Consider the following 17383-nt stretch of genomic DNA (forward strand, 5'->3'; position numbering starts at 1 on the left):
AGTTTGAAGCGGAGGTATGTATTATGAATATAGGATTTTGGTCGTGTATAATTTTGGTAATACCATTTCTGATTATAGGTGTGTTATTTGCGATTTTTAAGGAAAAAGCAGCAAAATTTGTTTCAGGATTTAATTCATTTTCTAAAGAAGAACAGGCATTGTATGATAAAGCTCATATCTCTCGTGATATAAGAAATCAGTGCTTTATGTGGGCTATTATAATGTTGGCAGGAGCATTATTATCCTGCTTTTTAACCCCATATATAGCTATACCAACCTATATTATTTGGTTAGTTCTGTTTTTTAGAGAAGTCCACTTTGATAATCATAAAGCGTTTGAAAAATATTTATTAAAGTAAATTCAAGTTTACAGAACTGAATCAAAAGAGCTCGAAGGAGCTCTTTTTCCTTTTTTATAATAGTATCTGGGACTGTTGTTCCGTTGATAAGATTTTCAAGTTGTTGTGCGACTTCGGCTTGTTTGTTTGGATACAGACGACTATAAGTATTTAAGGTTTGAAAGAATTGTAGAGCAGATGAAACAGGCACAGGGGATCACGGAACAGTTAAAGGCAGAAAATCAGATGGAATGGGTAGCGAGAATGAACAATATGTAATCGTGTGCAAGGGAGATTGTGGATACAGAGATGGTTTATCAATAATGGAAATAAAATGAAGGAGAAAAGGCGGCAGTTTAGAAAGGCTGTTGCCTTTTAGGAATTGTTGTTTATTTGTTGTTTTTTATAAGATATACTATAAAGAAAAGATAGCATTATAGCCAGAGGTGGAATTTATGAACTATAAAATTTTAATGGTTGATGATGATAGAGAATTGCTAAAAATGTTGAATCAATACTTTACATTGAAGAATTATACAGTGATTATTGCAGAAAATGGCATAGAAGCAATGGAAAAGATAAGTGTAAATCCCGATATTATTTTATTGGATGTAAATATGCCGGGAATGGACGGAATTGAAGTGTGCAGAAGAATCAGAGATATGGTTTCCTGTCCGATTATTTTTTTGACCGCAAAAGTAGAAGAACAGGATCGAGTAATGGGATTGTTGTCTGGTGGCGATGATTATGTTTTAAAACCATTCAGTTTGAAAGAATTAGATGCCAGAATTATTGCTCATTTGAAACGTGAAGAACGTTTACATAGGAAAAAAGAACAAAGGTTTTATGGAGAATTAGTAATTGACTATGCCAGTAAATGTGCACATATTAAAGGGAATGCTTTAGAGCTTACTAAATTAGAATATGAGATTATAGAATTTTTATCCATGAATCCTGAAATGGTTTTTGATAAAGAACGTATTTATGAAAAGATTAGTGGATATGACACAGAAGGAGATAGTCGAGTAGTGACTGAACTAATCCGTAGAATTCGTAATAAAATAAAACGATATACAAAACATGAATATATTGAAACAGTATGGGGGATGGGATATAAATGGAAAAAATAAAAAATCTTTCGTTAAGAAAAACCATTGTCTTATATATGATAGTCAGTTTGATAGTTAGTTTTTATCTTTCGGCATTGATTATGCGAATGGCAGCAACTATACAAGATGACATTTGGTGGAAATACGTAGATCAAGAAAAGTATTTTGAAATGGCTGAAGGTGACGGTAGAAAGTATTTGACAGATGTTCCGAGACCGAATTCTTATGAAATGAAAAAATTTGATTATCATGTATCAGAGATATGTGACTTCCTTCAGACGTTTACAGTACTTATTGTGTCTGTGGTAGGCAATATCATAGCAGTGTTTCTTTTTTATAAGCATAAATTAAAAAATCCCATTGAAGAATTAGAACTGGCATCACAACAGGTTGGTCGAAATAATTTGGATTTTCATATTACCTATGAAAATAAGGATGAAATGGGAAGATTGTGCGAGGAATTTGAACGGATGAAGGAGCAGCTTGCAGAAAATAACCATCAATTATGGAAAATAATTGAGGAAGAAAAGGCTTTGCGAGCAGCGATTGCACATGATATCCGTTCACCGCTATCTGTATTGGCGGGGTATCAGGAAATGCTTTCAGAATATCTTCCTGAAGAAGAGATAGATATGGATCGAGCCTTAGGTATGGTAAATGAGAGTAAAAAACAGATTGAACGCATGGATACATTTGTAGAAACAATGAGGAAGATGAGCAGTTTAGATACAAGGGAGTTAGTGGTAGAAGAAATTACAAGTATGCAGTTAGAAATAGATATACAGGCAGAGTTGAATGTGTTTGAGAAAAAATTTGGAAAGAGATGCGAATTAGAATGTGTGGAAACAGCAGAAAAATTTTCGGGAGATAAGGAAGTGATTTTAGAGGTTATAGAAAACCTTTTGTCAAATGCCTTTCGTTATGCTAAAACAAAAGTGGAAATGGAAGTTCTCCTTACTTGTTCTGAATTACAAATCAGAGTAAAGGATGATGGAGTGGGTTTTACAGTAGACAAGCAAAAGGCAACAGAGCTTTTTTATCAGCAAAATGTGAAAGACAGTTTGAAACATTCAGGAATGGGCATGTATATCAGTAGGTTGTATTGTGAAAAGCATGGCGGACAGTTACTAATAGAAAATGAAAAACAGAGTGGAGCTGTAATAACAGCAGTATTTCATCGGATTGCATAAGCAGTCCGATTTTTTTATGCTGTTGTCTTTTTATTGTGATTTATATTTTATGATGTCTATAACAAGGAAAGGAGGCAAACGTATGATTGCTATTTTTAAAAGAGAGATTAAGAATTATCTAAAGCGACCGTTATTTTGGGTAGGTATTCTGCTTGTGATTTATGGTGTGTTTAATACGACAAGTCCATATTTAACCACACATTATTTAGGGCAAGGCGAGAAAATTATCAATGATTATCCTGATACAGTTCGCTTAGGAGATGTTTATGAAGGATATATTCCTGCGAATCCTGAAAAACATCGAGAAATATGGAGTGGACAGATAAAACAAGCACTAATTGATGAATTAGAAATGTCTGATTTAGAGGCACAATCCGTAATGAGCAAACTTGTTGATATGGAGTTAGAAGAAGCATTCGTATATCTGGAGGAAAAATATGATTGGTATAGTGCAAGATATATGTACGAAGATAGTGCCTATTACAAAGGAACGCCAGAAGAAATCAACACATATCTGAACGAAAAAATGAAAAATAAGGCGTTTTCTTTTTATTACTCAAGAAAATTTGCTGATTTTGCAGGGTTGTTTATGTGTTTTTTTGCAACAATTATGTTAGCGGTTCTGTTTTTACAGGATACGAAAAAGCATACTTATGAATTGCTTCACACGAAACCGATCACTGCCGGAAAGTATGTATTTGGAAAAGTAAGCGCAGGATTTGCAATTTGTTTGATTGCTCTGACTATTATAAATCTATTATTTTGGGCATTGTGTGTTATTTATACAAAAGACAGTGGGTTTGAAGTGCGGTTCTGGGATTTTATAGTTTCTACTGTACTTTATATACTTCCCAATATGCTGATGATTGTAAGTGTATATACATTGATTTCACTCATATTTAAAAATCCACTTCCGGGAGTGCCGCTTCTGATTCTTTACATGGTATATTCCAATATGGGCGGAAGAAATGCGGAAGGAGTTTATGGATATTGGGGAAGACCTTTTGCGATTATGGTTCGATTCCCCGATCAGCTTTTCGATACAACACCGCCGCCAATGGCATTTTTAAATCAGAGTTTACTTATTTTAGCATCTGGAGTGATTATTCTGATTTCAATACAGATTTGGAAGAGGAGGCGGATGTAAATGAAGAAGGAAATGAAGATTGTTCTGCCGTTTTATAAGATTGCTTATGCAGTATCTTTTGTTGTGATTTTAAGCTTGATACGTGGGGTTGTATTCACAAATGAAATAGGACTTTCCATTGAGGCACCTTTTGCTATATTGACTGCTGTTTTTTGTGCGGACACTTATGTGCAGGAAATTACAAGCAAGCGTTCAGAAATCCATAGGCTGTATCCAATAAGAAAGAGAATTTGCTCCATCATGCAGCGAATAATGATACAGGAATTTTTTTTATTACTGCTTGCTGTTTTAGGTTACGGATTGTTTTTTGTGTTTCAAAAACCAGTCACACATCCGGCAACGGAAAGTGAAATACTTCAGTTTATTGCCTATTTTTTAGCGATTGTAGTAACCATTTTCTTTTGGGGAATATTGGTCAATACATTGTCAATGCTTTTTCGCAATATGTGGATGGGGATTGGAAGCTGCCTTCTGATATGGGTAGCAACAAATTCCACGGGAGGAGATAAACTTTTTGGGGCATGGAATCTGTTTTCCTATGCTTTCAGAGATATAGAAAATACTGCTGATGTTACATGGCTGCAAGGGAAAGCTTTGTGTATTGGTATTGGATTGATTTTATTGGTAGTATTGCCGAAAATAGTTAGAAAGAGAGGGTAAGTTTATGAGTATTCATATTGAGGATTTAACAGTAAGATTTAAAAATGGTGTGACAGCAATCAATCATGCGAATTTAAATATACCGAATGGAATTTTTGGATTATTGGGAGAAAATGGAGCAGGAAAGACAACTTTGATGAGGGTTTTAACTACTGTACTTAAACCTACAAGTGGAACGGTCACATTGGACGGGATTTTATATAGTGAAGGAAACTATGAAAAAATTCAGAGAAAAATAGGGTATCTGCCACAGGAAATTGAACTTTATCCTAATTTGACTGTTCAGGAGTGTTTAGAGTATATGGGTGATTTGGCAGGTGTTCCAAAAGCAGAATGCAAGAAACGAATAGAATATTATTTGAAAAAGACCAGTCTTGCAGAACACCGGAAAAAGAAAATGAAACAGTTGTCAGGCGGTATGAAACGACGGGTAGGATTGGTGCAGGCGCTTTTAAATGAACCGGAATTTTTAATTGTGGATGAGCCGACTACCGGTTTAGATCCAGAGGAACGTATTCGCATCCGCAATTTGTTAGTAGATTTTTCTGAAAACAGAACGGTTTTGTTTTCAACTCATGTGGTAGAAGACTTAGCTGCCACCTGCAATCAGCTTGCAATTATGCATAAAGGTCGATTTCTGTATGCGGGTTCTATGAAGAATTTGACAGAAGAAGCACAGGGGAAAATCTGGATTTGCAAAGTACCTGATGAGAGAAAAGCAAGAGAAGTGGAACAGAAGTATCGTATTACATCTAAACAGTATGTTGAGGGGGGATTGCAGTTAAGAGTGATTTCTGAAATACAGCCAGAATTGGAGTGTATGTCAATTCCTGCAACGTTGGAAGATGCTTATATTTATGTGACGAATCAATACGAGTAGATAAAGCACCATCTGATGCTTTACTACCAGTTGCACGTTGTTCGCTTTGAATATTTGTGGAGAAAAAGTATGTATTATTTTGGCTTTCTATAAAACCTATAAACCAGCCATTTATATCCTGCCCGTTCACTCGTCCGGTTCCGGTTTTTCCATAAATTCTCCATTTTCAGAGGCGGTAAGATGGATGGAATTTTTGACGGCATGAATATTAGCAGGAGTAAAGTTGAAGTTGTTTCGATATAAATTTTTCAAAAGTTCAACTTGTTCTACTGGTGAAATCTTTAAGGATGACTGCATCCAGTAGGAAGAGAAATCTCCGGATATATTTTTATTGCCATATCCTATTTGCTGAAGGTATGAATTTATAGTGGAAGATCCGAGCTGCTTGTCGATTGATTCAAAATACCAGTTTGTATATATCTTTTAAAAGGTATATGATTAAGAAAAACGGCAGGAGGTATCTGAATGAAATCACATAAATATTGGTCTATCGGTGCACTGATTACAATGCTTGGAACTTTTTATACAGGTTATAAGGGATCAAAAGAAGGCCATAAGTACTTTGCAGCAAGTTCTTTGCTTTGCATGATTATGGCTATTTATACAGGACACAAGATGATTTCTGGTAAAGGTAGGAAGAAAAAAGAAGTTTCAGTAGAGAGTGTTGAAGATTAAAAAACAAAATATTTTAATAAATAACGCCGGTGCGGGATTTTTGATATCCAGTACTGGCGTTATTTATTCTACAGGGGCTTGGGGGTGTAGCCACCAAATATACTATTCGTTTTCTGCTTCGGCAAGTTTGTTAAGGATCCACTCCCTATTGATAACTATTTCATCATCATCGCGGAGATCCTTGAAATCATTGCAGTGTGAAGAAGCAAATTCATACATATTGTCAATGTCAACTGCACCAGTAATCTCACCCTTATTAATGATTACAAGAATATTTGTTCCGTCGTCGTCGACAGCAAAGCGCAGTTCATCAAATTCTATATCGGGATCATTTTTGAGAATAGAATCTGTCGCAAGTAATTTAACAAGTTCCATTACCCTGTCATCTTTACCTGCATCAAAGATCTGGATCTTTTCAACGAGCTGATTTGCTGATGTCACAATCCGGTATAAGTACTTTTCGGTACGATAATCAGCCAAAGCATTTTTTTCATAAAATATTTCATATGTCTTCTTTACTTCTGATTCAGGAACCAGATAAATCATGACAAGATCTTCCATTTGGTGATAGAGTGTGGAGTAGTTTAAACGAAAGGTCTCTCCACAGCTCGGGCAGGTATAAAGGAAAATAGATTGATTAAGTACCTTCTCTTTCATTTCAGGATCCAGTGCAGTATTAATACTGTCCCAGAGCTCAAAATCTCCCTCATGATGGCAGGAAGGACAAGTTACCTTTTCTATATGATGTCTTGACATAAATGATCCTCCTTTCAGTGAGATAAATCTATAGTTTTTCTATTGTAGAATAATCTTATCCGCTATTATTTCGCCAGAAAATTACTCTGTATCTCCATCGGCATATGATAAGCCTGGCCTCGTTTTGTCAGGCTGTATAGTTTAAAGCTCATGAGTTCCGGAGTCGCATTCAAAGAGCTGCAGAGTCCGAAATAATCCAGGTCTTCGTTCTGAACCATATCTTCAATCTCCTCATCATCAATCAGAAGATCGGCAGCAAACAGATTGGCCTGGTATTCTGTATTATCCGTCATATTGTAGAGGGTATCATCTTGCATTGGAGCCATTTTCAGCTGGGAACGATGCAGGATGATATGCCCTAATTCATGGGCGGCAACGATCATCTTTTCTTCTTCTGAAAGGAAACTGCTGATCATGACATAGATTGTCTTACAGCTCATAAAACAGTATCCTTTCAGTGTCTTATATCTGGAAGTTTCACCGACCACAATGTTCATCTGATCCATGATCTCAAATGGATCTCGGGTTCCATATTTCTTGATTAATTTCTTTGTTTCTGTATATATGTAAGTGTTTCTCAAATAAATCACCTCAAAAGTAAAAAATAAAAAGGGCAGAAATATCCTTGTAACTATAAGGTAACAGATTAGGTGTACAATAATCCCGCCTTCTATTATTTTTCCTCTTGGTTTTTCAGATATTTTTTCGGTGTAAATTTCTTTGCACGTCTTTTGGAATCCAGATAAAGGCTCTGGATTTCATCCATAAAAGCTATTTTATCTTCGTCTGTCAGTGATCCACCGGCAAACATAGCTGCAGCCTGTTCCAGAATCTGCTGAGCCTGTCTGGCACCACGGTTACCAAACTGTTCGGATGCTTCTGTGATAAAAGCTTCATTCTCACTCATGAGATAAGAAACGTCACACTGTAATGCATCTGCCAGTTTCTGATACAGAACATTTTGTTTTGGAAAACGTCCTTCTACTTCCCAGGATCGAATGGTCCTATATGAAACACCAACCATACTGGCCAGTTCCTGCTGACTCATCTTTTTTTCTTTTCTTAATGATCTTACTTTTTCACCGAATGTCATAAACATACCTCTTTCTAAGCCTTGTCTTATAAGTTTCATTAGCCGCCTCAAGGCAAAACGGGAAATGTGTCTCCCAAAAATTAAAAAATAATCTTGACAAAGGGAAATATCTCTCCTATAATGTGAATCACAGATAAGGGAAACATATTTCCTATAAGATACACAATATTTCCTCTTTTGTCAATGGATATGTGAAATGAATTTCCTGTAATTCAATGAAAACAGGAAGGATAGACAATCATTGATAGTCAAAATGGGATACATGTTACAAAAAGAGGAAAGACGTATGGGAGGTGGCAATGTGAGTCAGGATCAGACTTCTATTATCTGTATTGATCTGAAGTCCTTTTATGCTTCTGTAGAATGCGTAGAACGTGGGCTGAATCCATTTAAAACAAACCTGGTGGTTGCAGATCCGACCAGATCAAAGTCAACAATCTGCCTGGCAATCACTCCGGCTATGAAGTCTCTTGACATCAAGAACCGGTGCCGGATCCATGAGATACCGGATTGTGTGAAGTACATCACAGCCATGCCAAGGATGCAGCTGTATATGGATTATTCCGCAAAGATCTATGGAATCTATCTGCGGTACGTCTCAAAAGAAGATATCCATGTGTACAGTGTCGATGAGTGTTTTATTGATGTGACAAACTATCTGCAGCTTTATCATCTCACTGCAAAAGAAATGGCGGTAAAGCTTATGCAGGAGGTTATGGAGGAAACAGGTATCACTGCAACCGCTGGTGTGGGAACCAATCTGTATCTTGCTAAGATCGCAATGGATATCGTAGCAAAGCATGTGGATGACCATATTGGAATCCTGGATGAATTCTCTTACAGAGAGCAGCTATGGGATCATAAACCATTAAGTGACTTCTGGAGGATTGGATCCCGGACTGAAAAAAAACTAGCCGGTTATGGAATCCATACAATGGGCGATATCGCAATGGTTTCTTTAAGATCCGAAGACTGGCTGTATAAGATGTTTGGGATTGATGCAGAGCTGTTGATCGATCATGCATGGGGATATGAAACATGCCGGATGAGTGACATCAAGAACTATCATTCGGAGGAACACAGCCTTTCAAATGGTCAGGTGCTGATGCGAAATTATTCTTTTGACGAAGCACTTGTGATCGTAAGGGAAATGACAGATAATCTGGTCCTGGATCTGTTTGAAAAAGGACTGGTAACAAGCTCTCTCACCTTATTGATCGCCTATGACCACAGGTATGAGCATGAGGCATCCAAAGGAACCGTAAAACTCGAAAGAGAAAGTAACAGTTCCAAAAAGATCATAGATGCAGTGGAAGATTTATATCTCAGGATTGCAGACAGATATACCGGAATCCGAAGAATCGAGGTGTGTGCGAACAGGGTTGCTCCTGAAAGTTATGTGCAGTACAGCCTGTTTGATGATCCCAAACAGACCGATAAGGAACGGCATTTACAGGAAGCAGTATTGAATGTAAAGCAGCGTTATGGAAAGAATGCGATCATGCGGGGATCCAACCTGCTGGAGTGTTCTACTTATAGAGAACGCAATGAGCAAATAGGTGGTCACCGTGCTTAGAGGAGGTGCAAAAAGTGCTGGCAAGTGCATATCAACCGTATTTATATTTACCAAGACCGGTTTCCAGGAGACATCCCATGGATGTAGGACGCAGGGCAAAACAGTTTGCTCCATTTGCGGCACTTCGTGGACTGGATGAAACAATCCGGCAACAGGAAATCATTTATGAACCAAAAAGAGATTTATCTGAGGAAAAGAAAAATGAGTTGGATATGAAATTAAGGATCCTGGCATATGGGATGAAGATACAGGCAACTTATTTTCAAAAATCCTGGAAGGATCCGTCAGTTGGCCAGTACCATACATTATCCGGAACCGTAGAATTTTTTGATCCATCAGTCCACTTACGGATTGATGATACCGAGATTCAGATCCAGGACATCTGTGATCTGACTGGTGATGTATTTGAAACTATTGAAATATCATGTTAATTAATCACAGCGGAATTTTTTATACCGGAAAGAGTGAGTGGTAGCTGGTGAAAGGATAAAAAAGGATGCACAGATCGACAAAGCAGATCTGATCAGAATAGAAATCGTGCTGTTCGTGTAGCTTTGGCACTTACGGAATGGATGGCATGATGCTCATAAGGCGGATTTGATTTCCCTTTGGTCCGTTGAGTAATAAATGGAGAAATATCTTATTGCTTAAAGGAGGAAGCCTATATGGGATCAGGTGCTATTAAATGGCATGTACACTGCTCTGTATGTGGAGCATTTATTGAAAAGAGCGCACAAAGCGATTCAGAAGTGGAGTGCAAAAAATGTCGCAGTACATTGGAGATATTTGTAAAGGATGATATGGTGTCGGTTCGTCCGATCCACATCCGAGATGAACAATTAAAGTCCAGGATGCGGACGTATTCCCGAAAGATGATGAATCAGGGATCATAACAGAATAGAATGAGCTGTCTGTAGTAAGCGTTGGATTTGGCAGGAACCATCAAGAACGCACCAGGCAGTAAGAGTTTGTCAAGGAGCTGAACCTGACTGGAATCACTAAGAGCCCGGCAAAACATTTACGGATACACTGCAAGATCAGAAGTATTTTCTGGTTTTGGAGATTGTTGAAGTATTTGTTTTGTCGGGCTTTTTTGACGTATTTCGAAAAATTTTTAAATTTTTTGTCGTACCCCACTGTAAAACAGGCTCTCAGCGTTTCGTTATATAGAGGTTGAATTCTTTTTTGCAAAAATAATTGTAAATAGAGATTTTGATAATATGACACAAAGGAGGAAACAAAGATGACTGAAATCGAATACCAGGAATTTGTAAGGCATTGTCCTTACGATGCTATGGGCGATTATTCCATGTTTCGCAAACAGCAAACAGAGAATAAATCAGAGTGCATTCAGTGCAAATCCCAAAATGAGCAGTAATCTAACATACTAATTATGTAAGCAGATTATGCGTTATCAAGGAGTCGCGGACTCCCGTTCAAAAAAAACGGGTGAGTTCGTGACCTCTTGCGCTGCAGTTCTTTATGTCTGTGCAGAAATTTCATAAAAAATGGAATGGACCACCCGGAGCCGAAAGGCAGAAAGGTGGTCATTATGTTGACATTAAAAGAACTGAAGAAAATCGTGAAAGTTGCTGATATGGAGAAAAGAATCCCAAGCGTGAAATCCTTGAAAGAACACAAAGTTGTAGTAAAGGAAATGATCAATGCAGATACAACAATCTCTGTTTATGATCACGGATATGTACTTTATACAGCAGGAAATCAATCAACCGTATTTCCACTTCATAGTTGTGATGACTATGAATATGTGAGTGTAACTGGCGATAACAAGGAATTCAATAAAGAGTTCTTTGATAATGAAAACTGGTATATCCGTCTGCTGATAGAGGCTGAAGACCGTATGGCATACAGCCAGAGCAAAATCAGCACCAATCATGGTGTATTTTCTAACAGCGATGTTACAGATGATGCGGAGATTATGAGAGGATCTTCAAAAGATTTTGTTGACGATGTTATCGACAGAGAAATTCTGCATGCGCTGATCAAGGAATTGACAGAGAGGCAAAAGATGGTACTCAATCTGGTTTATTTCGAAGAAATGCGCCAGCAGGATGTCGCAGATTATCTGGGAATCAAACAGCAGAGTGTAAATGACCTCCTGAACAGGGCATTAAAAACGATGAAAAAAAAGGCGGAAAACGAAGAATTTTAAAAAAATTTCAAAAAAATTGAATTAGACCACTGTAAAACAGGCTCTGAGCGTTTCGTTATATGAAGGGTTTGCATAGAACACCTTCATGTACCTTGAAAAATGAATAGCCTGCCCGGAGTGATATTTGGTTTGAACATGCATAGAGCGAAAAGCTGCGTGTCTGCCAGAAGAAAACGTATCAGAGATGGAAACTGATATAGGAACGGATCCGGGAAAGAAAACAGGAAAACGCTTAAATCTTAAATCAAAATAAAATGTCTGAATCTAAAAAGAGGATGACAGTAGAAATCATGTGGCGGTATTTGTGACAAACAGGTACCGCCATATATTTGTGCTGTTATCTCAGCTTGTGCTGACTGTCCCAAATAGCGCAAATTTCAGGAAAGGAGGCGATCATCTTCGTATAAAAGATAATACGCAGACACGAACAGATAACCATACACAAAAGAATCAGAAAGGAAGGATTTAAGAGAATGAACGTGAAAAAAAAAGCACGCAGGGTGATGTCCGGTTTACTGACTGCAGTAACGGTTCTATCGACGGTACTCTCTCCCGCTGTTGCCTATGCTTCTGATGATGCCGGATCTGTAAAAAAGATTCCGTATTATGAGGAGATCAAGGATCAGTTGGATGAAGATGAAGTGGTAACTGCAAAGGATTATGAGATCAAGGTTGGAGACAATTTCGATGTAAAGAGTGATTATACCGGTCTTACGATCCAGGATGACAGCAAAGTAAAAGTTACATTTCAGGAAGCAAAAGATACGGACGGGAATGATTTTTCTACCGATTATGCCAATTCCTATAAGGCAGTCTATTATGTAGAACCACAGACAACGGATCACCCAACCTACCAGATCAATCGAAAGATCGTGGTAAAAGAAGCGGATCAACAGAAAGATTCGCAGTCAGAAAGTTCTTCTGATCAGGATGCTGGTTCTTCCGATAAGACAGAAACAGAGGATTCTGAGGCTGACTCGTCTACAGAGGAAACTGATGCTGCTGACACGGGGAGCAAAACAGAACTGACAGAAAAAGAATTTGATGCAGAAATCGAAGCAACGGAGGATCAGGAGACCGTTGATCCGGAAACAGGGATCACACTCTCAGAGGTTATGCAGGAAGCTGTTGACCAGGAAGTTGCTCTTGCAGATCTTGAAGCAGGCGAAAGTATTACTTTTGATATGCCAATGATGCTTGCTTCCGGTGAAACAGGAACAAAATCAGTCACAGTTACAGCCGGCTCCTGGTACTATTACGCAGATTATGGATTAGGTTCTTATCTGACTTGTCCATATTATGTGAAATGGGGAAGCATCAATGCGACAGCATACTGTGTTGAACCATCGAAAAAAGGACCGGGAAATGGAACTTATACGATCCAGAAACTTGCCGATGGAAAGACACTTGCAAAGGTCTGCTATTACGGAACAAAAGCAAGTGATGAGAATGGTTTCTTCGATGAGAAACATCCGGATTTTCCGGCAGGAAAGAGATTCATCATTACCCATCTTGCAGCAGCTTATGCAAATGGATCCAGTGACTGGGCATCCGGAACTAATGCAACAGGAAAGAACCTGGCAATGGAACTTTACAATTATTGTGTAAATATGCCGGACATTCCGTCTGTAGATATGAGCTTTTCCGAATCTAATGTAAAGGCTTATGTGGAAGGAAACAGCCAGCGAACAAGCGTGATCACATTCAAAGCAGATAAACTGCAGACAATCACATTTAAGTTGCCAAGCGGTGTAAAGCTTGTAAATGTGACAAACGGTAAAACCAGTGCTGCAGGAGCAAGTGTAGAAATCAGTGGAGGTACACAGTTTTATCTGACAGCACCACTTGATCAGGCAGAGAGCGTCAGTGCTACATTTTCTTCTCGGATGAAGGGAAGCATTGATAAAGAATACTCTGCTTACAAGATTGTAACAGGATCCGGAACACAGGACCTGGCTCTTGTTTTCGGGGAAGGTGTCGGAAATGAGAAATATGTGGATTTTAAAGTAACCTGGACAAAAGAATGCAAAGTATCCATTGTAAAGAAGGATCGGGATACAGGCAATGCACTGGCTGGTGCGGTGTACGGAATCTATTCCGATGCTGCATGTACAAAGCTGATTGCAGAGATGCCTGCAACAGATCAGAATGGTGCTTCTCAGCTTACAATGGAAAAGACACAGGAAGTTGTTTATCTGAAAGAGATCTCTGTTCCGACAGGATATCAGATTGATACAAAGTCTTATAACGTGACGCTTGCTATCGGAAAGACAACGACCAAAAATGTAACAGACAAACGAGTAAATGCAAAGCTCAACATTGCAAAACAGGATGCTGAGACAGGCAATGAAGCACAGGGCGATGCAACACTGGAAGGTGCGGTATATGGTCTTTATGCAAGGGAAGATATTGTTCATCCGGATGGAAGAACCGGAACAATCTATAAGAAAGACACCCTGATCACATCCCTGACAACGGATAAGAATGGCGAAGCTTCTGTATCGGATCTCTATCTTGGAAAGTATTATCTGAAAGAGCTTAGTGCTCCGGTGGGATACGTACTGGATCCGACAGAACATGAGGTGGACTGTACTTACGAAGGTGCTACTGTTCCGACAGTAGAAAGAACTTCTGTATGTAAAGAAACTGTCATCAAACAGCCATTTCAGATCATCAAGGCAGCAAACAACGGAAAGACCGATGCAGATCTTCTGCAGGGAGTTGGTTTTTCAGCATGGCTTGTCAGTGATCTGAAAGTAAAAGCAGATGGAAGTTATGATTTTGACTCAGCCAGACCAGTTGTACTGACTGCAGATGGCCAGGCAGAAATGTTTACCGATGAAAAAGGATATGCAAGATCGATTCCGCTTCCATATGGAACTTATGTGGTAAGAGAAACCACAAGCAAACACAACTATGCACCGGTTGATGATTTTGTAGTGAAGATCACAGAGAATCATCCGGATACACCGCAGACATGGCGAGTGCTTTTGGATAAGGAATTCAAAGCAAAATTAAAGATCATCAAAAAGGATGCAGAAACACAGAAATCTGTACTCCTGGCAAATACTGAGTTCAAGGTATACGACCTGGATAACCAGAAATATGTGGAACAGACAACATCCTATCCGAAGCCAACAGTACACAAATCTTATTTCACAAACGAGGAAGGATACCTGGTACTGCCGAGAAATCTGAAACCTGGTAACTACCGGATTGAGGAAGTGACGGCACCCGATGGGTACACGATATCCAAAAACTATGTGACAGTTGCCGTTGATACAGATACTGCTTATCTGACCGATCCTGTCACAGGAGATGCAGTCATTGATGTGGAATATACCAATGCCCCGGTCAAAGGTCAGTTAAAGATCTATAAACAGGGTGAAGTGTTAAAGGGATTTGATAAGGACTTCCAGTATGAAATGACTGGCCTTGCAGGTGCAGAATTTGAAGTCTATGCGGCAGAGGATATCTATACCGCCGATCATCAGGTAGATGCAGATGGACAGAGAATTCTGTATTTTGCAAAGGATGCACTGGTAGCAACCGTCACAACGGATGAAGATGGTTATGCAACCGCAAAGAATCTTCCACTTGGCAGATACTATGTCAAAGAGAAGAATGCACCGGACACTTATGTGTTAAATACTGTGCCGGAAAATGTCGAATTTGCTTATGTGGATCAGGATACTGCAGTGATCGAGAAAGAAATCTCTGTCACAGATGAACGACAGAAAGTGTCGATTACGGTCGAAAAACAGGATGCTGAGACAGGCAATACAGTAGCCGGAGCAGTGTTCGGTATTTACAATGCAAAAGACATTCAGACGAAAGATGGAAAAGTGATCGTCAAAGCAGATACTCTTTTACAGGAAATGACTTCTGATGAAAAAGGTCAGGCAGCATGTACGCTGGATCTTCCACTTGGAAGCTACTATGTGAAAGAACTGAAAGCACCGGACGGATTCGTATCTTCTGATGAAGTACTGAGATTTGATGCTTCTTATCAGGGTCAGGATGTACAGACAGTAACATTAAAATCAGTAAAGAAGAACCAGCCAACAACTGTTGAGATTACAAAATCAGATGCAACAACTGGTGTAGAACTGGATGGAGCTTATCTGAAAGTAACGGATAAAGATGGAAATGTGGTAGACAGCTGGACATCATCCAAAGATGCACCGCATGTGATCAAATATCTGAAAGTGGGTGAAACTTATACCCTCCATGAAGAGTTTGCACCGCATGGTTATCTGGTAGCCAATGATGTGACATTCACAGTCAAAGATACCGGAGAGGTTCAAAAAGTGGAAATGAAGGACGAGGTACCGGTTGGTGAACTGATCATCAACAAAAAAGGAGAATTCCTGGATTCTGTTACACTGGCCGATAAGGTCAAAGGTGTGGTGGAACACATTTTCAACTATGTAACCGGAAAGCTGACAGATGTTACGTTTGAAGTCTATGCTGAGGAAGACATTAAGGCTGCCGATGGCGTCAGTGACGATTACTATAAAAAGGATGAACTGATTGCAACGATCAAGACAGATGAAACCGGTATTGCAAAACTGGAAAATCTTCCACTTGGGAAATACTACGTGAAGGAAACAGGAACTGCTTACGGTCATGTGCTGGATGGTGAGATCCGTCATGTAGATCTGACTTACGTGGATCAGAATACACCGGTTGTAGTCTATGACAAAGACTGGCAGAACAACCGTCAGAGAGTAGAAGTCAGTGTACTTAAGAAAGAAAAAGATTCTGACCGTACACTGGAAGGTGCTATCTTTGGATTATTTGCCAAAGATGACATTAAGTCTGAGACAACTGGTAAAGTCCTGATCGAAGCCGATGAGATCATTGAGCTGAAATCTACAGATGAAGAAGGAAAGATCACATTTGTTGCAGATCTTCCAATAGGAGCAACTTATTATGTAAAAGAGCTCTATGCACCAGACGGATTCGTAACCAACGATGAAGGAAAAGAATTTACGTTTGAGTATGCAGGTGAGGATCAGCCGACTGTAACCTATGATTTTACCTTTGAGAATCAGCCAACCATTGTAGAATTTACCAAATCCAGTCTGACAACCGGAAAAGAACTTCCAGGATGTAAGCTGAAAGTGGTAGATGCTGATGGAAATATCGTGGATGAATGGACTTCCGGTAAAGAAGCACATGTGATCCGTGAGCTGACTGTCGGAAAAGAATACACACTGGTTGAAACAAAACCTGCTGATGGTTACGTGACAGCTGAAAGCGTGAAGTTCACGATCAAAGATACTGCCGATGTGCAGAAAGTTGAGATGAAGGATGATGTAACGAAGGTGAAAATCTCCAAACAGGATATCGCCGGAAAAGAACTTCCGGGAGCGAAACTCACAATCCTTGATCAGGATGGAAAAGTTGTGGAAAGCTGGACCAGTACAGAGAAAGCACATTACATCGAAATGCTTCCGATCGGAAAATACACTCTCCGTGAAGAAACAGCACCGGATGGCTATCTGGTTGCAAAAGATGTGGAATTCGAAGTAAAGGATACCAGTGTAGTACAGCATGTAACCATGGTGGATGAGGAAAAACCGGCAGAAAAGACACCGGAAGGTGGAAAACCTGTCAGTGATTCACCAAAGACTGGGGATAACACCAATCTGTGGCTGTGGTTTATGCTTCTCGGCATTGGTGCGACTGGTACAGGAGCCCTTGCATTTATGAGAAAAAAGAAACACTAATTAAATAAGAATGAGCGTTCATGGAAACCGAAAGGAATCTGTGGACGCTTT

Annotated in this window: 17 protein-coding genes and 2 pseudogenes; 14 read left to right on the top strand and 5 right to left on the bottom strand. The window is 39.2% G+C overall.

What is annotated here, in order from left to right:
- The first annotated feature begins 23 nt into the window (after nucleotides 1-23).
- From PGQ38_RS13600 to PGQ38_RS13630, 7 genes and pseudogenes are all read left to right on the top strand, one after another.
- A complete protein-coding gene (locus PGQ38_RS13600) occupies nucleotides 24-359 on the top strand; it encodes a DUF3784 domain-containing protein (protein ID WP_021982867.1) in 336 nt (111 codons plus the stop codon).
- 150 nt (nucleotides 360-509) lie between these two features.
- Nucleotides 510-617: pseudogene (locus tag PGQ38_RS13605) on the top strand (TnpV protein); the annotation flags it as partial.
- 176 nt (nucleotides 618-793) lie between these two features.
- The gene (locus tag PGQ38_RS13610; protein ID WP_077325134.1) at nucleotides 794-1468 is read left to right on the top strand and encodes a response regulator transcription factor; all 675 of its coding nucleotides are present in this window, start codon (nucleotides 794-796) and stop codon (nucleotides 1466-1468) included.
- Nucleotides 1456-2637, top strand: a complete 1182-nt coding sequence (locus tag PGQ38_RS13615) for a HAMP domain-containing sensor histidine kinase (RefSeq protein ID WP_077325132.1) — start codon at nucleotides 1456-1458, stop codon at nucleotides 2635-2637. The genes PGQ38_RS13610 and PGQ38_RS13615 overlap by 13 nt, the downstream gene beginning before the upstream one ends.
- An 82-nt stretch (nucleotides 2638-2719) precedes the next feature.
- Entirely contained in the window at nucleotides 2720-3784 is a 1065-nt protein-coding gene (locus PGQ38_RS13620) for an ABC transporter permease (RefSeq protein WP_055057019.1), read from the top strand.
- Complete coding sequence (locus PGQ38_RS13625) at nucleotides 3785-4444, top strand: hypothetical protein (RefSeq protein WP_055298348.1); 660 nt, start codon at nucleotides 3785-3787, stop codon at nucleotides 4442-4444.
- 4 nt (nucleotides 4445-4448) lie between these two features.
- Nucleotides 4449-5324, top strand: coding sequence for an ABC transporter ATP-binding protein (locus PGQ38_RS13630; protein ID WP_101884923.1), 876 nt, complete (start codon nucleotides 4449-4451; stop codon nucleotides 5322-5324).
- A 73-nt stretch (nucleotides 5325-5397) separates the two neighbouring features.
- On the opposite strand, the pseudogene PGQ38_RS21020 reads toward PGQ38_RS13630, so the two are convergent.
- Nucleotides 5398-5454: pseudogene (locus tag PGQ38_RS21020) on the bottom strand (hypothetical protein); the annotation flags it as partial.
- Entirely contained in the window at nucleotides 5451-5744 is a 294-nt protein-coding gene (locus PGQ38_RS20105; RefSeq protein WP_081016920.1) for a penicillin-binding transpeptidase domain-containing protein, read from the bottom strand. The pseudogene PGQ38_RS21020 and the gene PGQ38_RS20105, both read right to left, overlap by 4 nt.
- A 45-nt stretch (nucleotides 5745-5789) precedes the next feature.
- Here PGQ38_RS20105 and PGQ38_RS13640 point away from each other — a divergent pair, with 45 nt between their 5' ends.
- Nucleotides 5790-5999, top strand: a complete 210-nt coding sequence (locus tag PGQ38_RS13640; RefSeq protein WP_270432128.1) for a DUF6219 family protein — start codon at nucleotides 5790-5792, stop codon at nucleotides 5997-5999.
- Between the two features lie 102 nt (nucleotides 6000-6101).
- Here PGQ38_RS13640 and PGQ38_RS13645 read toward each other — a convergent pair whose 3' ends face one another.
- The 3 genes from PGQ38_RS13645 to PGQ38_RS13655 form a co-directional block, all read right to left on the bottom strand.
- Complete coding sequence (locus PGQ38_RS13645) at nucleotides 6102-6755, bottom strand: CpXC domain-containing protein (protein WP_029471597.1); 654 nt, start codon at nucleotides 6753-6755, stop codon at nucleotides 6102-6104.
- A gap of 65 nt (nucleotides 6756-6820) precedes the next feature.
- A complete protein-coding gene (locus PGQ38_RS13650; RefSeq protein ID WP_225876977.1) occupies nucleotides 6821-7336 on the bottom strand; it encodes an ImmA/IrrE family metallo-endopeptidase in 516 nt (171 codons plus the stop codon).
- 92 nt (nucleotides 7337-7428) lie between these two features.
- Nucleotides 7429-7887: a helix-turn-helix domain-containing protein gene (locus PGQ38_RS13655; RefSeq protein WP_005423558.1), complete on the bottom strand. Its 459-nt coding sequence runs from the start codon at nucleotides 7885-7887 to the stop codon at nucleotides 7429-7431.
- Nucleotides 7888-8134: 247 nt separating this feature from the next.
- Here PGQ38_RS13655 and PGQ38_RS13660 point away from each other — a divergent pair, with 247 nt between their 5' ends.
- The 6 genes from PGQ38_RS13660 to PGQ38_RS13685 all read left to right on the top strand — a co-directional run bounded on the left by PGQ38_RS13660 (nucleotide 8135) and on the right by PGQ38_RS13685 (nucleotide 17332).
- The gene (locus PGQ38_RS13660) at nucleotides 8135-9424 is read left to right on the top strand and encodes a Y-family DNA polymerase (protein WP_330674506.1); all 1290 of its coding nucleotides are present in this window, start codon (nucleotides 8135-8137) and stop codon (nucleotides 9422-9424) included.
- A 14-nt stretch (nucleotides 9425-9438) separates the two neighbouring features.
- Entirely contained in the window at nucleotides 9439-9855 is a 417-nt protein-coding gene (locus tag PGQ38_RS13665) for a hypothetical protein (RefSeq protein WP_226969580.1), read from the top strand.
- A gap of 234 nt (nucleotides 9856-10089) precedes the next feature.
- Nucleotides 10090-10317, top strand: coding sequence for a hypothetical protein (locus tag PGQ38_RS13670; protein WP_005334838.1), 228 nt, complete (start codon nucleotides 10090-10092; stop codon nucleotides 10315-10317).
- A 350-nt stretch (nucleotides 10318-10667) separates the two neighbouring features.
- Nucleotides 10668-10802, top strand: a complete 135-nt coding sequence (locus tag PGQ38_RS13675; RefSeq protein ID WP_270432130.1) for a hypothetical protein — start codon at nucleotides 10668-10670, stop codon at nucleotides 10800-10802.
- Between the two features lie 135 nt (nucleotides 10803-10937).
- A complete protein-coding gene (locus PGQ38_RS13680) occupies nucleotides 10938-11597 on the top strand; it encodes a sigma-70 family RNA polymerase sigma factor (RefSeq protein ID WP_177285078.1) in 660 nt (219 codons plus the stop codon).
- 473 nt (nucleotides 11598-12070) lie between these two features.
- Nucleotides 12071-17332: a SpaA isopeptide-forming pilin-related protein gene (locus PGQ38_RS13685; RefSeq protein WP_270432133.1), complete on the top strand. Its 5262-nt coding sequence runs from the start codon at nucleotides 12071-12073 to the stop codon at nucleotides 17330-17332.
- The last annotated feature ends 51 nt before the right edge of the window (nucleotides 17333-17383 follow it).

The organism is Blautia faecis (genome assembly GCF_027662325.1).
Taxonomy (GTDB): Bacteria; Bacillota; Clostridia; order Lachnospirales; family Lachnospiraceae; genus Blautia_A; species Blautia_A faecis.